Origin of the sequence: Microbacterium trichothecenolyticum, assembly GCF_041938625.1 — a bacterium.
GTDB classification, from domain to species: Bacteria; Actinomycetota; Actinomycetes; order Actinomycetales; family Microbacteriaceae; genus Microbacterium; species Microbacterium trichothecenolyticum_D.
Map to the genome: position 1 here is coordinate 1,899,325 of NZ_CP169427.1, position 14,779 is coordinate 1,914,103.

12 protein-coding genes are annotated in these 14,779 nt (G+C 69.7%); 5 read left to right on the forward strand and 7 right to left on the reverse strand.

Annotation, left to right across the window (positions count from 1 at the left end):
• Positions 1-85: 85 nt before the first annotated feature.
• On the reverse strand, positions 86-1,753 hold the full coding sequence (locus ACEYYH_RS08600; RefSeq protein ID WP_374977784.1) for a GspE/PulE family protein: 1,668 nt from the start codon (positions 1,751-1,753) through the stop codon (positions 86-88).
• Positions 1,754-1,840: 87 nt separating this feature from the next.
• On the opposite strand from ACEYYH_RS08600, the gene ACEYYH_RS08605 reads away from it, so the two are divergent.
• Complete coding sequence (locus ACEYYH_RS08605; protein ID WP_374977785.1) at positions 1,841-2,857, forward strand: YihY/virulence factor BrkB family protein; 1,017 nt, start codon at positions 1,841-1,843, stop codon at positions 2,855-2,857.
• Positions 2,854-3,621, forward strand: coding sequence for an NAD(P)H-hydrate epimerase (locus tag ACEYYH_RS08610; protein WP_374977786.1), 768 nt, complete (start codon positions 2,854-2,856; stop codon positions 3,619-3,621). The genes ACEYYH_RS08605 and ACEYYH_RS08610 overlap by 4 nt, the downstream gene beginning before the upstream one ends.
• Positions 3,622-3,646: 25 nt before the next feature.
• Here ACEYYH_RS08610 and ACEYYH_RS08615 read toward each other — a convergent pair whose 3' ends face one another.
• From ACEYYH_RS08615 to glgP, 4 genes are all read right to left on the reverse strand, one after another.
• The gene (locus ACEYYH_RS08615; protein ID WP_374977787.1) at positions 3,647-3,958 is read right to left on the reverse strand and encodes a hypothetical protein; all 312 of its coding nucleotides are present in this window, start codon (positions 3,956-3,958) and stop codon (positions 3,647-3,649) included.
• A 76-nt stretch (positions 3,959-4,034) separates the two neighbouring features.
• A complete protein-coding gene (locus ACEYYH_RS08620) occupies positions 4,035-4,766 on the reverse strand; it encodes a glutamine amidotransferase (RefSeq protein ID WP_374977788.1) in 732 nt (243 codons plus the stop codon).
• Between the two features lie 215 nt (positions 4,767-4,981).
• Positions 4,982-7,519, reverse strand: a complete 2,538-nt coding sequence (locus ACEYYH_RS08625) for a rhamnogalacturonan lyase (RefSeq protein ID WP_374977789.1) — start codon at positions 7,517-7,519, stop codon at positions 4,982-4,984.
• A 217-nt stretch (positions 7,520-7,736) separates the two neighbouring features.
• Positions 7,737-10,289 carry an alpha-glucan family phosphorylase gene (glgP, locus tag ACEYYH_RS08630; RefSeq protein ID WP_374977790.1) on the reverse strand — a complete coding sequence of 851 codons (2,553 nt, stop codon included), beginning with the start codon at positions 10,287-10,289 and terminating at the stop codon, positions 7,737-7,739.
• Positions 10,290-10,353: 64 nt separating this feature from the next.
• Between glgP and ACEYYH_RS08635 the strand changes: the two genes are divergently transcribed.
• The 3 genes from ACEYYH_RS08635 (at position 10,354) to ACEYYH_RS08645 (ending at position 12,566) form a co-directional block, all read left to right on the forward strand.
• Entirely contained in the window at positions 10,354-10,581 is a 228-nt protein-coding gene (locus ACEYYH_RS08635) for a response regulator (RefSeq protein WP_374977791.1), read from the forward strand.
• Positions 10,571-11,200 (forward strand): CYTH domain-containing protein, encoded by a 630-nt coding sequence (locus ACEYYH_RS08640; protein ID WP_374977792.1) that lies wholly within the window; start codon positions 10,571-10,573, stop codon positions 11,198-11,200. The genes ACEYYH_RS08635 and ACEYYH_RS08640 overlap by 11 nt, the downstream gene beginning before the upstream one ends.
• A 334-nt stretch (positions 11,201-11,534) precedes the next feature.
• Positions 11,535-12,566, forward strand: a complete 1,032-nt coding sequence (locus ACEYYH_RS08645; protein ID WP_374975758.1) for an IS110 family transposase — start codon at positions 11,535-11,537, stop codon at positions 12,564-12,566.
• 115 nt (positions 12,567-12,681) lie between these two features.
• Here the strand turns inward: ACEYYH_RS08645 and lpdA are convergent, their stop codons facing one another.
• On the reverse strand, positions 12,682-14,079 hold the full coding sequence (gene lpdA, locus ACEYYH_RS08650; protein WP_374977793.1) for a dihydrolipoyl dehydrogenase: 1,398 nt from the start codon (positions 14,077-14,079) through the stop codon (positions 12,682-12,684).
• Between the two features lie 10 nt (positions 14,080-14,089).
• The gene (locus ACEYYH_RS08655; protein ID WP_374977794.1) at positions 14,090-14,770 is read right to left on the reverse strand and encodes a copper resistance protein CopC; all 681 of its coding nucleotides are present in this window, start codon (positions 14,768-14,770) and stop codon (positions 14,090-14,092) included.
• Positions 14,771-14,779: the final 9 nt, after the last annotated feature.

Consider the following 14,779-nt stretch of genomic DNA (forward strand, 5'->3'; position numbering starts at 1 on the left):
GTGCGCACGGGCGCCGGTCGTTGAGTGTGCGCCGGGTTCGGCGCGTTTCGACTCGCTTCGCTCGCTCAACGAGCGGGGAGGGGACTCACACCGTGACCCGAAGCACTTCCTCAATCGTCGTCAACCCCTGCGCAACCTTCGACCAGCCGTCCTCGCGGAGCGAGATCATCCCCTGCTCCAGCGCCACCTGACGGATCTCCGATCCCGTCGACCGCGTCACCACCAGCGACTCGAGCTCGTCGCTCAGCGTCATCACCTCGTGCAGCGCCACACGTCCGCGGTATCCGGTGCCGCTGCAGGCGGGGCATCCCACCGCCTTGTACAGCTCGGGCACGTCCGCCGGGTCATGCGGGAATCCTAGCGACGCCAGCACCTCCGAAGGCTCCACCAACGGCTCGCGGCACCGCATACACAGCCGTCGCGCCAACCGCTGGGCGATCACCGCCGACAGGGCGGTCGCCACGAGGAACGGCTCGCACCCGATCTCCGTCAAGCGGGTCAGCGCCGAAGGCGCGTCGTTCGTGTGCAGCGTCGACAGCACCAGGTGCCCCGTCATCGCCGCCTCGATCGAGATGTTCGCCGTCTCGAAGTCGCGGATCTCGCCGACGAGCACCACGTCCGGGTCCGACCGCAGGATCGACCGCAGTGCCGTCGCGAACGTCAGCCCGGCGCGGTTGTTCACCTGCACCTGGTTGATGCCGGCGATGCGGTACTCGACCGGGTCCTCGACGGTGATGACATTGATCTTGGGGTTCGCGATCGAACGAAGCGCGGTGTACAGGCTCGTCGACTTGCCCGACCCCGTGGGCCCGGTCGCGAGGATCATGCCGTGCGGCTTGGTGATCGCCTCGCGGAACCGCTTCTCGTTCGTGCTCGAGAACAGGAGGTCGCGCATGGACATCGTCTGCCCGGTGTTGTCGAGGATTCGCATGACGATCTTCTCGCCCCACACCGTGGGGAGGGTCGCCACGCGCAGGTCGACGGTGCGGTTCTCGTGCGTGACCGAGAGGCGGCCGTCCTGCGGCTTGCGCTTCTCGGCGATGTCGATCGACGACATGATCTTCAGGCGCGAGATGATGCCGTCCTGGATGGCCCGGTCGGCCTTCTGCATCTCGTGCAGCACGCCGTCGATGCGGAACCGCACCGTGAGCTGCTTCTCGCCGGGTTCGACGTGGATGTCGCTCGCGCGGTCGTTGATGGCCTGCGCGATCAGCAGGTTCACGAAGCGGACGATCGGGGCCGCGTCGTCCTGCTCCTCGAGGCTTTCGGTGAACGCGGCCTGGTTGGCCTCGCTCGACTCCTCGATCGAACTCGACAGCTCGCTGAGCTCTTCGTCCGAGCGCAGGAAGCGCTCGAACATCTGCGTCAGCGCGTCTTCGGCAACCACGACCGGCTCGACGAAGAGATCCGTGATCGAGGCGACGTCGTCGAGAGCCACGATGTCGGTCGGATCCAGCACGCCCACCGTCAGCCGATCGCCGCGGCGATCCACCGGAATGAGGCTGTACTTGCGACAGAGGTTGCCGGGCACCATCGCGATCACGTTCGGATCGAGAGTGGTGTTGGCCAGGTCGACGTACCGGTGGCCGGTGTGCAATGCGATCGCCTCGGCGACCTGCGACTCGGTCACCAGCTTCGCGTTGACCAGCGCCCTCTGCAGCTCGGGCCCGTCACCCACCTCCGCGAGCGCGGCTGACATATCTGCTGCTCGTACGGCTCCGGTGAGCACGAGCGTCTGTGCAAGACCCCTCATGGTGATTCCCCTTATCCCCAGGGACATACTATGTGCCGCACGTCAACCCTGGGATGCTCCACTGCGCACGCTCGATAGGGTCGTGCCATGGCGGACCTCATCGCGAAGCTGACGGCCTGGGCACTCTCCCTCCGACCGGTGCGCGTGTGGTTCCACTACCTCGAACGCCGCGGCCCCATGCTGTCCGACAGCGTCACCTACCGTGCGCTGTTCTCGGTGTTCGCGGGGGTCCTGCTCGGCTTCTCGTTCGCCTCGGTCTGGCTCGCCGACAACCCCGCTGCGTGGCAATCGCTGATCGATGCGGTGGATGCTGCGATCCCGGGCCTGCTCGGAACCGGAGACGACGGACTCATCGACGTCTCCACCATCGAAGCTCCGGCCGGCCTCACGGTCGCCGGCATCCTCGCGCTCGTCGGTCTCGTCGGCGCGGCGATCGGCGCCATCGGGTCGTTGCGCGTCGCGTTGCGCACCCTCGGCGACAAGGTGCACGACGACGTGTTCTGGATCTGGGTGATCCTGCGCAACCTGCTCCTCGCCATCGCCATCGGCGGCGGGTTCGTGCTGTCGGCCGGCGCTACCTTCATCGGCACGTCGTTCGTCGGCGCGGCGCTCGACTGGCTCGGCATCAGCCACAGCGGAGTGGCCGACTTCGTCACCCGCAGCGTCTCGATCGTCGTCGTGTTCCTGCTCGACATGGCCATCGTCGCCGTCGCGTTCGTGTCGCTCAGCGGCACCAAGACACACGCCGCGTCGCTGTGGTCCGGCGCGCTGATCGGCGCGACCGGGCTGACGGTGCTCCAGCAGCTCTCGACCCTCTTCGTCGCCGGGGCGAGTGCGAACCCGCTCCTCGCGTCATTCGCCTCACTCATCGCCCTGCTCCTGTGGTTGAACCTCTCGGCGCAGGTCATCCTCCTCGCCTCGACCTGGATCATCGTGAGCGAACGCCAGCGGGTCGACCGCGTGCGGGAGCGCTTCGGATCCCCGACGTTCGCCTTGCGGCGGGTGCGTCAGGCGGAGGATGCTGTGCGCGTGGCCACCGAAGAGCTCGAGCACGCGCGCGCCGACGCGGAGCGCGAGAAGCTGGCCGGACAGGTCCGCACATGACCGAGCGCGTTCCCACATACACCGCCGAACAGGTGCGTGCGGCGGAACGCCCCCTGCTCGAGGCCGGCACGCCGCTCATGCACCGCGCCGCCGCGGCCCTCGCCGACGTCGTGCGCTCAGAGCTGGCGACGCCCGAGACCGTCGTCACGATGACCGGCGTCCTCGAACCGGTGATCCGAGAGACACCGGTCGCGCTGCGGCCGCGCGTGCTGGTGCTGGTGGGAGCCGGCGACAATGGCGGCGATGCCCTCTACGCCGCTGCGCGCCTCTCCCGCATCGCAGATGTCGACGCGCTGCTCGTCTCCGAGCGTTTCCACGTCACCGCCCTCGCCACCGCGGTCGCCGCCGGCGTTCGCCGCGTCGACCTCCCCGAAGTCGACGACGCCGTGCGCCATTACGCGCTCATCGTCGACGGCATCCTCGGCATCGGCGCCTCGAGCGATCCGGCGTTGCGCGGCCGAGCTCGCAGCGCGGTGACGGCGATCCGCGACGACCTCCGCAGAGGGGGACGGATGCCGCGGGTCATCGCCGTCGACGTCCCCAGCGGTCTTCATCCCGACACGGGCGAGGCCGACGACGCCGTGCTCGCAGCATCCGTCACCGTCACGTTCGGCGCGGTCAAGAGCGGACTCGTCACCGGGCGCGGGCCCGAACTCGCCGGCGACATCGTTCTGGTCGACATCGGGCTCGGTCCGGCGCTGGAATCGGTCGAGCCGGCGGGCGAGGCATCCGTCGTCCGAATCGTCACCGCGCCGACCGACTGATCGCGGCGCAGCCGCGGAGCCGCGACTACTCGTCGTCGCCGCTGTTGCCGGGGAAGTCCGGGTCGTCCTTGTGGTGCCCCCACGCCTTGCCCTTGCCGTTGCCCGGGCCGTCATCGTCGGCGTCCCCGCGGCCGTTGTCGCCGGGGAACTCCGGCGAGTCTTTGCGGTGGCCCCACGCGTTCCCGTTGTCGCCCGGCGCGCCGTCCGGTGCGACGACGCTCGTCGCGGGCAGCACCCGAGCAAGCGGCACGCCCGACGCGACGGCCGGCACGATGATGGCGGCGGACGCGACCACGGCGATCACCGCACCCGTGATGAGCAGCTTCTTCGAACCCATGACGCACCTCGATCTCCCCAGGCGGAGGCAGCCGGTGCGGGGAGCGTACCACCGCGCCCGCGCGGGGCGAAGGGGCTCAGCGCGCGTAGCGCTCGACGAACGTGCGCAGCATGCGGCTCGGGTGCGAGACGGCGGCCCGGCGCACGGCGGCGAGGGTGAGCTCGAGCTCGTCGGCGGCGAAGTATCCGTAGCCGGCGTACGCGTGGATGCGGGTCGTGATGCCCGCGACGTCGAGCTCGGGGTGGAACTGCGTCGCGTACACGTTCGCGCCGACCCGGAACATCTGCACCGGACACGTGGGCGAGGACGCCAGCAGCGTCGCGGACGCGGGCAGCCGCGTGATCGCCTCCTTGTGTCCGACGAAGGCGCCGAAGGTCGCAGGGATGTCGGCGAGCAGGGGATCGGATGCCCCGGCCTCGGTCACCGTCACAGGCACGACGCTGATCGGCTCGGAGTAGGTGCGGTCGATGAGCGCGCCCTGGTGCGCGCCCAGCGTACCGACGCCGTAGCAGGCGCCGAGGAACGGGAAGTCGCGGGCGACGACTTCGTCGAGGAGGATGCCGAACTCCTGCTCGACCCGGCGCTGCGTCGGCGACTTCTTGTCGAGCGGGTCGGACGCGTTGAACGGCCCGCCGCCCACGAAGATGCCCGACAACTCGTCGAGGTCGATTCGCGGCATCGGCTCGGCCTCGAGCCGGACCCGGATGAGCTCGTCGGGGGAGAGCCCGGTGTACCGCAGGAAGAGCGCGTACTCCTCGTCGGCGGGCACGTCCTCCGCCCGGGTCGCAAGGAGGACGAACGGCTTCACCGCACCAGCCTACGTGCCCTCGCGCCGCTCGTTGAGCGAAGGGCGCTCTGGCGCCCGAAGTCGAAACGCCCTGGGTTTTTGGGAGCGTTCGGGCCGGGGTATTGCGCCGGGTTCGACGCGTTTCGACTCGCTCGTTCCTCGCTCGCTCAACGACCGGGAAAGGGCGAATGCCTCGGCCCCGCGCACCGCGCGAGGCCGAAGCATCCGTCATCCCGCTACTTGCTGAACTGGTGCGTCCAGGTCGACTCCGCACCCGAGGCGGTGGCGAAGCCGGCCTTCGGGACCGCGGTCACGCGCACCTCGGAACCGGCGGGCACCTTGACCAGCGGCTTCTCGGCCTTCACGCCGTTGACGTAGTAGTCGAACGACGGGTCGGGCGTGACGACGACGTGGTCGGAGTTCGAACCCTTCGGGTCGGTGAACTTCGGCGCGCCGGGCGTCGCGGCGGTCGTGAGCACGGGCACGTTCGCGAAGTCCATGTCGCTCGCGAAGTAGTAGCTCGTGTACGACGGCTGGTTGTAGGTGGTGTTCTGGCGGGCCACCTCGGCGCGGTACTGCACGTCGTGCAGCAGCGTCGGCAGCTTGTGCGTCGTCACCTCGGTGCTCGTGTAGATGCGCAGCGCGCTCGAGTCGGCGGTGCGCACGAGCAGCTCCTCGCGCCAGTCGCCGAGCACATCGGCCACGAGCGACGGGTTGCCCTTGGTGCCGTTGTTGGTGCGCGTGCCGTCGGCGGTGAGCACGCGGCCGCGCGTCCAGTCGTCGATCGTGACGTTCTGGTCGCCGCTGCCGTTGACGATCTGCGTGGTCATGTCGGCGGCCCAGCGGATCGACTGGTTCGTGCCCGGGATCGTCGAGCCGAGGATCTGGCCGGTCGAGCTCAGCAGGCCCGAGGCCTCGGTGCCGCCGGGCATGCTCGCCCACGCCTCGAGTCCCGGCACATCGGCACGCACGTCGCCGATCATGCTGCGGCCCGTGTCGCGGCCCGAGTAGGCGCCGAAGAGCACCTCGCCGGTCGCGGCATCGCGCATCGCCGAGCCGTAGGGGGCGAAGGTACCGCCCTCGTGCGCCGTCCAGATCTCGAGACCGGGGCGGTTCGGGTCGATGTCGGTGACGTGCATCGCGTCGCCGTGGCCGAGGCGCACGTTCTGACCGGGGGCCGCGCTGCCGGCGGGCAGCACGTCGAACGAGCTGTACAGCAGCCCGCCGTCGTCGTCGAGCGTCGCCGAGCCGTAGACGATCTCGTGCTTGCCGTCGCCGTCGACGTCGGCCGCGCTCAGCGAGTGGAAGCCCTGCGTCGTGATCGAGCCGTACACCGGGTCGGTGCCGTCGCGGCCGTGCGGGCCGTCGTTGAACGGGTTTGCCATGGGCACGTGGCCGCTGTCGATCGCCCAGCGCGTGGTGAGGTGCTCGCCGTCCCAGTCGTACGCGTGCACCGTCGTGCGGGTGTAATAGCCGCGTGCGAACACCGCCGACGGGTGCGTGCCGTCGAGGTACGCGACGCCCGCGAGGAAGCGGTCGACGCGGTTGCCCGGCTCGATGCGTGCCATCGCGTAGTCGCCCCACAGCAGGCCGTCGTCGTCGCGGCCCGGCTCGTAGCGCACGGTCTCGAGCTCTTCGCCGGTGGCCGAGTCGAACACCGTCAGGTACTCGGGTCCGTCGACGATGAAGCCCTCGAAGTTCCTCAGCACGTTGCGGGTGCTGCGCGACGGGGCGTACGTGTCGATGAAGTAGTCGACGAGCTGCTCTGCGTCAGCCTGCGAGAGCGGGTAGTCGTAGGCGACCGGGATTCCGAACGCCTGCTCGAGCGTCGCGGGCCAGTTGCCCGCGACGACCTCGGGGTGCTCGCTCCATCCCTGGAACATCTCCACGAGGTGGGCCTCGTAGTCCGCCGCGCTCATGCGGTAGTCGTCCGTCGCCGCATAGCCGGCCGCGAGGTCGTCCGCGAGCATCGTGATCGGCGTCTCGGACGCGACGCTGCCGTCCGCGTTGTACCGGATCGAGGTCGTGCCGGGCGCCGTCTTCAGCATCGTCTCGGACCGGCCGTCGCCGTCGAAGTCGTACACCATGAACTGCGTGTAGTGCGCGCCCGCGCGGATGTTCACACCCAGGTCGATGCGGTTGAGCAGCGTGCCGTCGAGCTCGTACGTGTCGATGTAGACCGGGCCGGTGTAGCCCACCTGAGACACGTCCTTGGAGTTCGACGGGTCCCACTTGACGACGAACTCCAGCTCGCCGTCGCCGTCGACGTCGGCGACCGAGGCGTCGTTGGCCGAGTAGCTGTACTTCTCGCCGGCCGCGTGGATGACACCGGGCGGCGTCGTCCCATCGGCCGGCTTCTGCAGCGGCAGGTCGTAGAACCCGTCGCTCCACACCGACACGGGCGCGGACTGCTCGCCGGTCACGTCGTGCCATGCGGGAGCGACCGTGTAGACGGATGCTGCGGTGCCCTCGGTATCCGCGAAGTTCGTGCTGTCGTCGACCGTCGCGATGCGCTCACCGTCGCGGAACACCGCGAACGACGGGCCGCTCACGCCCGTCTCGGTCGCGGGTCCTGCCTCGGTCGCGAGCAGGCGCCAGCTGAGGAACACGCCCTCGCCGGTCGACACGGCGACGAGACCGCGATCGAGGGCTTCGAGTTGCGCGCCGGCGGCGGAGGCCGGCTCGGCCAGCGCCGGTTGGGCCAGTCCGAGTGTGAGTGCGCACGCGGCCGAGCCGGCCACGAGCGCGCGGACTGAGGTGCTGCGGAGGTTCATCGTCGAATCGCTCTCCCGAGGTTGCGGTCCGCCTGGGCGCGGACCTTCATCGTTGAAAACGCAGGGAATACGTTTTCCCGCACGACCTTAGGTCAGCCGCCGTCGCCCGGTCAATAGCTCGGCCGAAGAGATTGGAACGATTTAATGTGCTGGCTCAAAGAGACGGCCGCTGCGGCCCGGCGCAGTCCGCCGGGCCGCAGCATCCGTCCATCCGAACTCAGGAGGCGTACGTGACGAGGCCGAGCTCCACCGGCGACACCAGCTGGGCGTGCGCCGGGCGCACGCGGACGGTGTAGCCGAACGTGCCGGTCACGCCGAGCGGAAGGGTGCCGCTGAACACCGTGGCACCGTCGGCCGCGGAGGCGCCGGGGGAGAGGCGGGACACCGAGTGGTCGCGCGAGAGCGCATCGTCTTCGTTCGTCGCGCCGTACAGCAGCTCGACCGCGACGTCGTCGGGCGAGAGGCCGTCGAGCCGCACGTCGGCGCGCACCTCGAGGGTGTCGCCGGCCTGCGCCTGCTGCGGGATGCCCGAGCTGTCGACGCTCGCGATCGACACACGGCCCCATGCCTCGCGCACGCGGCTGACGAACGCCGCCACCGCGCGCGCCTCGAGGAAATCGTCGGCCCGGAGCGCGACATCGTGCGCCGCCGCCGGCACGTACAGCCGCTGCACGTAGTCGCGCACCATGCGGTCGCTCGTCGCCTTCTTGCCGAGCTCGGTCATCGTGTGGCGCACCATGTCGAGCCAGCGCAGCGGAATGCCGCCCTCGCGCTCGTAGAAGCGCGGCACCAGCTGGTGCTCGATGAGGTCGTAGAGGGCGGCCGCCTCGGCGTCGTCGCGCTCCTCGTCGTTCGCGGCGGTGTCGGCCGTCGGGATCGCCCAGCCGTTCTCGCCGTCGTACCATTCGTCCCACCACCCGTCGAGGATCGACAGGTTGAGCGCACCGTTGAGTGCCGCCTTCATGCCGCTCGTGCCGCACGCCTCGAGCGGGCGCAGCGGGTTGTTGAGCCACACGTCGCAGCCGGGGTAGAGGTCCTTGGCGAGCGTGATGTCGTAGTCCGGCAGGAATACGATGCGCCCGCGCACCTTCGGGTCGCGGCTGAAGCGCACGAGCTGCTGGATCAGGATCTTGCCCGAGTCGTCGGCCGGGTGCGACTTGCCGCCGATCACGATCTGCACCGGGCGCTCGGGGTCGGTGAGCAGGCGCGTCAGCCGCTCGGGGTCGCGCAGCATGAGCGTGAGGCGCTTGTACGTCGGCACGCGACGCGCGAAGCCGATCGTCAGCACCTCCGGGTCGAGCAGATCCTCGACCCACGAGGGGGTGTGGCCGTTGGACACGGATGCTGCGACCCGCCGCCGAGCCTCGGCCACGAGCTCGCCCTTCATCTCCTGGCGCACGCCCCACAGCTCGGCATCGCTGACGACGTTCCGATCGGTCCAGTCGTGCGTGTCGGTGTGCGCATCGCCCCACGCGCGCTCGCTCACGGCCTTGAGTGCGGGGTGGACCCAGGTCGGCGCGTGGACACCGTTGGTGATCGACGTGATCGGCACCTCGTCGGTGTCGACGCCCGGCCACAGCATGCCGAACATGCCGCGGCTGACCTCGCCGTGGAGCACCGAGACGCCGTTGGCGTGCTGGCCGAGGTGCAGGCCGAGCACCGCCATGTTGAAGACGCCCTGGTCGCCGCCCTCCCAGGTCTCGAGGCCGAGCGAGATCGCGCGGCCCGCGTCGAGGCCCTGGAACAGGCCGCTCGAGAGGAAGTCGGCGATGAGGTCGCGCGGGAAGCGGTCGATGCCCGCGGGAACCGGCGTGTGGGTCGTGAAGACCGTACCCGCGCGCACCTGAGCGAGCGCCTCGTCGAAGCTGAGGCCGTCGTGCGTGATCAGCTCGGACATGCGCTCGAGGCCCTGGAACCCGGCGTGGCCCTCGTTGGTGTGGTAGACGTCCGGTGCGGGGCGACCGGTGAGCTCCGACCACGCGCGCACCGCGCGCACGCCGCCGACGCCGAGGAGCAGCTCCTGCAGCAGGCGGTGCTCGCCGCCGCCGCCGTAGAGGCGGTCGGTGACGCGGCGCATCTCGTCGGTGTTCGACGGGGTCTCGGAGTCGAGCAGCAGCAGCGGGATGCGGCCGATGTCGGCGACCCAGACGCGGGCGGAGAGGCGGCGGTCGCCCGGCAGGTCGAGCGTGATCTCGACCGGGGCGCCTTCGCGGTCGCGCAGCAGCGTCAGGCCGAGGCCGTACGGGTCGAGGAGCGGATAGCTCTCGCGCTGCCACCCGTCGTCGCCGATGGACTGGCGGAAGTAGCCGGCGCGGTAGAAGAGGCCGACGCCGGTGAGCGGCACACCGAGGTCGGATGCGCTCTTGAGGTGGTCGCCGGCGAGGATGCCGAGGCCGCCGGAGTACTGCGGCAGCGAGCCGTCGACGCCGAACTCGGGGGAGAAGTAGGCGATGTGCAGGGGCTTGTCGCCCTCGAGCTGCTGGAACCAGCGCTCGCCCTCGAGATAGGCGGTGAGGCGCTCGTCCTCCTCGCGCACGCGGGCGATGAACTCGTCGTCGCGAGCGAGCTCGTCGAGGCGCTCCTGGCCCAGGGCGCCCAGCATCCGTGCGGGGTTCGCGCCGATCTCATCCCACAGGGCGGGATCCATCGAGGCGAACAGCGCGTGCGTCGCGCGGCTCCACGACCAGCGCCAATTGGAGGCGAGGCGGTCGAGCGGGGCGAGGGATTCGGCGAGGACGGGGCGGACGGTGAACGTTCGGATGGCCTTCACGCACGCGATTCTAGGGGCAAAACCTGGAAGCGCTTGCACCGAGGTGTGGGTCTACTCTGGCGCTATGGCAATCGCACGACTGCACGGCGGACCCCTCGACGGACAGATCATTCCGCTCGACCCGACCGTCTCCGACTCGTACATCGTCCCCTACGGCGAGGGGCAGCTCGTCTACCGCCGTGAGGGCGAAGAGACCCACACGGGCGGCCAGGACGGCCCGACCGAGACGCGCTTCGTCTACATCGAGGCCACCGAAGACATCGACCCGAACCCGGACGGTCGTGACGACTGACGGTCGGTCGTCCAGCGTCGAGGTCGAGCTGAAGTTCGACGTCGACGAGTCCACACCGCTGCCCGACTGGTCCGCGCTTCCGGGTGTCGCGAGCGTCGGCGACCCCGAGCTGCGTCAGCTCGATGCCACCTACCTCGACAGCGACGACCTCGCGCTCGCGCATGCCGGCTATGCGGTGCGCCACCGCACCGGCGGCCCCGACGAGGGCTGGCACATCAAAGGCCCTCGCGGCGCCGACGGCGGCCGGGTCGAGCTGCACTGGCCCATCAGCCCGGTGAATGAGATCCCGGATGCTGTCGCCGACGCGGTCTCGAAGATCGCGAGCGCGTCGGACTTCGCGCCGATCGCGCGCATCCGCAACCAGCGCACCGCCTACGCGCTGCAGGACGAGTATGGCGGCCTCGTCGCGGAGTTCGTGGACGACCATGTCACCGCGACCGACGAGCGCTCGGGCACGGATCGGTCCTGGCGCGAGTGGGAGTTCGAACTCGGGCCCGCCGCCCCGGCCTCCGACGACGAGCGCGGCGCGCTGCTCGCGGCCGCCGAAGCGGCGGTGCGGGCCGCGGGTGGCCGGGCCGCAGCATCCGATTCCAAACTCGCCCGCACGCTCGGCGCCTGAGGTCGCTCGCAAGTCCGACGCGTTTCGACTTCGCGCGCCAGAGCGCGCTCCGCTCAACTGTCACTGTGGGTAGTGGCTGACCGTGTCTGCTGGCAGGGTCGGCTTGGTGCTCGCTGTCGGGTGTGACTCGCCGCTCAACTGATCACGCCTGGCGTGTGTCTTCCGCTCGAACTGTCCACTCGATGGTGAGCGCCGACGCCGGGTCCTGCCCGTCGTGGTGACTTGATAGAAGCACGGCCGTGATGGCTCATGACAGTTCTGTCCCGCGACGACTCCATCAGAGCCCGGGCGTCGGCTACGACCGCCCCGTCCGCTCAAAGATCAGGAGATCGCAGTGACCATCGTCGCAGACAGGTACCGGTTCGTCACCGGTGTCGACACCCACTCCAAGAAGCATCAATACGCCGTCGTGGACCACACTGGCCGGCTCGTCGACGAACGCGCGTTCCCCACCTCCCCGGCAGGCATCGCCCGCGCTACGAAGTGGCTGGACACCATCGTCGGCGGTCAGCCGCTGCTGGTGGCCATCGATGGTGCCGGTTCCTACGGCCGACAGCTGGCCGAGGCGTTCGCGGGCACCGGTGCCCGGATCGTCGAAGCCCCGTCCATCCGCTACCGCCCCGCGGGCAAGGACGACCGCCTCGATGCCCGCACCGCCGCCACCACCGTGCTGCCGATGGACGCCGACCGGCTCACCGACCGCAAGGCCGGTGCCGAACGCGACGCGATCCAGGTGCTGCTCACCGCCCGGACCGAGATGACCCGGGACCGCACCCGCACCCTCAACGCGCTCACCGCGCTGACCCGCCGGTTCGATCTCGGCATCGATGCCCGCCGCTCCCTCACCACCGCGCAGATCACCACCATCGCGGCCTGGCGCACCCGCCCCACCGACCCCCTCGACGTCCGCACCGCCCGCGCCGAAGCCGTCCGGCTCGCCACCCGCGCCCGCACGCTGACCACAGACCTCGCCGGCAACAAAACCACCCTGCACCAGCTCACGGTCCAGCTCGTCCCGCAGCTGCTGGCCGAGCCCGGCATCGGGCCGGTCAGCGCCGCGCAACTCTACGCGTCCTGGTCACACCCTGGCCGGGTCCACTCCGAGGCCGCGTTTGCTCGCCTCGCCGGCGTCGCCCCGAAGCCCGCCTCCAGCGGCGACCGCGTCCGCCACCGCCTGGACCGCGGCGGCGACCGGCGCCTGAACGCCGCCCTGCACCGCATCGTGATCACCCGCTGGCGCGCCCACCCCGAAACCCTCGCCTACATCTCCCGACGCCGCGCCGAAGGACGCACCGACCGCGACATCCGCCGCTGCCTCAAACGCATCATCGCCCGACACCTCTACCGCCTCCTCGAAGCCGGTTGACGAACATAGAAGCTTCGACCGGTGCCCTACTTTCGGTCGTTGAGCGAGCGAGGAACGAGCGAGTCGAAACGCCCTGGGTTTCCGAGGAAGCCCAGGGCGTTTCTGCGTCAGTCGATCAGAGGTTGATCATGTGGCCGGCGAGGCCGTGGAAGGCCTCCTGCACGGCCTCCGACAGCGTCGGGTGCGTGTGGACGTTGCGCGCCGCCTCGAGAGCGGTGAGGTCCCACTTCTGCGCGAGGGTGAGCTCGGGCAGCAGCTCCGAGACGTCGGGGCCGATGAGGTGGCCGCCGAGCAGCTCGAGGTGCTCGCCGTCGGCGATGAGCTTGACGAAGCCGATGGGCTCGCCCAGGCCGTTCGCCTTGCCGTTCGCCGAGAACGGGAACTTCGCGACCTTGACGTCGTAGCCGGCGTCGCGGGCCTGCTGCTCGGTGAGGCCGAACGAGGCGACCTGCGGCGAGCAGAACGTGGCGCGCGGCATCATGCGGTAGTCGCCCAACGTCTGCGTCTCGGCCTTGCCGATGGTCTCGGCGGCGACGACGCCCTGCGCCTCGGCCACGTGCGCGAGCTGCAGCTTCGCGGTGACGTCGCCGATCGCGTAGATGTGCGGCACGTTCGTGCGCATGTGGTCGTCGATGTCGATCGCGCCGCGGTCAGTCAGCTTCACGCCGGTGTTCTCGAGGCCGTAGCCCTCGACGTTCGCGGCGAAGCCGATCGACATCATGACCTTGTCGGCGTCGATGGAGCCCTGGGTGCCGTCCTTGGCGGTGTAGGTCACGGTGACCTTGTCGCCGTGGTCGGTGACCGTCTCGACCTTGGTCGAGGTGAGGATGTCGACGCCGTAGTTCTTGTACTGACGGGCGATCTCCTTCGAGACGTCCGCGTCTTCGTTCGGCAGCGCACGGTCGAGGAACTCGATGATCGTGACCTTGACGCCATAGTTCACCATCACGAAGGCGAACTCCATGCCGATGGCGCCGGCGCCGACGATGACGATCGACTGGGGCAGGTCACGGGCGAGGATCTGCTCCTCGTACGTGACGACGTTGCCGCCGAGCTGCACGCCCGGGAGCAGGCGCACCTTCGAGCCGGTCGAGATGATCGCGTTGTCGAAGGTGACGCGCTCGGTGGTGCCGTCGGCCTTCTTGACGTCGATGGTGTTCGCGTCGACGAACGACCCGCGACCCTCGTACTCGTCGACCTTGTTCTTCTTCATCAGGTAGTGGATGCCCTTGACGTGGGTGTCGGCGACCTTGCGGCTGCGGTCCCACGCGACGCCGAAGTCGAAGTGCACGTCACCCGAGATGCCGAACAGATCGGCCTTGTGGTGGAACTGGTGTGCGAGGTCGGCGTTTTTGAGGAGAGCCTTCGAGGGGATGCAGCCGACGTTGAGGCATACACCGCCCCAGTACTTCTCTTCGATGATGGCGACCTTGAGGCCGAGCTGCGAAGCGCGGACGGCTGCGACGTAGCCGCCGGGCCCCGCGCCGAGGATGGCGACGTCGTAGTGAGGCATGGTCTCAAGCCTATCGGTCGGCGGGAGGCTCGGAGTCGGGCTGCGGGGCACCGCCGGCGGGGGCGGCCGAGCCGTTCGCGAGCGCCTTCTCGCGGCGCGAGCGGGAGACCAGGAGGTAGACGACGGCGCCGATGAGCGCGAGGGCCAGCAGGCCGGCGATGATCCAGGGGAGAGTGGTCGATCCCTCGTCCGACACGGGCTCGCTCGTGACCGTCGGCGTGGGCTCGGCGGACGGGGTCGGCGCCGTGGTCTCGGTGGGCGTCGGGGCCGCGGTCTCGGTCGGTGCCGGCGCGCCCTCGACGGTGAACGAGTACTCGCCCGAGATGGGGTGCCCGTCGCTCGAGACGACCTTCCACAGGACCTTCACGGCACCGGATGCTGCGCCCGCGAGCGGCTGCGTGAGCACGTTGTCGCGCACGGTCGGTGTGCCGCCGGTGAGCGATGTGCCCGCAGCATCCGTCACCTCCACGACCGAGGCGCCCTCGTCGTCGGCGATCTCGGCGCTGAACGTGAGCGTCAGCTGCGCGGGGAGGGCGTCGAGGGTGCCGCCTGCGGCCGGATCGCTGCCGATCAGCTCGTCGTGCGCGCTGGCCGGAGACGCCGCGGCGAGGACCATTCCGAAGGCGATCAGCAGTGCGGCGAGGAATGCCCAGACCCGGGCGGGAAGCGGCTTGTGAAGAGTTTGTGACATCACCCGATC

Bases quoted from the DNA above. Each gene is read 5' to 3' on its own strand.
- ACEYYH_RS08600 (WP_374977784.1), bottom strand. From the start codon at position 1,753: ATGAGGGGTCTTGCACAGACGCTCGTGCTCACCGGAGCCGTACGAGCA.
- ACEYYH_RS08605 (WP_374977785.1), top strand. From the start codon at position 1,841: ATGGCGGACCTCATCGCGAAGCTGACGGCCTGGGCACTCTCCCTCCGA.
- ACEYYH_RS08610 (WP_374977786.1), top strand. From the start codon at position 2,854: ATGACCGAGCGCGTTCCCACATACACCGCCGAACAGGTGCGTGCGGCG.
- ACEYYH_RS08615 (WP_374977787.1), bottom strand. From the start codon at position 3,958: ATGGGTTCGAAGAAGCTGCTCATCACGGGTGCGGTGATCGCCGTGGTC.
- ACEYYH_RS08625 (WP_374977789.1), bottom strand. From the start codon at position 7,519: ATGAACCTCCGCAGCACCTCAGTCCGCGCGCTCGTGGCCGGCTCGGCC.
- ACEYYH_RS08635 (WP_374977791.1), top strand. From the start codon at position 10,354: ATGGCAATCGCACGACTGCACGGCGGACCCCTCGACGGACAGATCATT.
- lpdA (WP_374977793.1), bottom strand. From the start codon at position 14,079: ATGCCTCACTACGACGTCGCCATCCTCGGCGCGGGGCCCGGCGGCTAC.
- ACEYYH_RS08655 (WP_374977794.1), bottom strand. From the start codon at position 14,770: ATGTCACAAACTCTTCACAAGCCGCTTCCCGCCCGGGTCTGGGCATTC.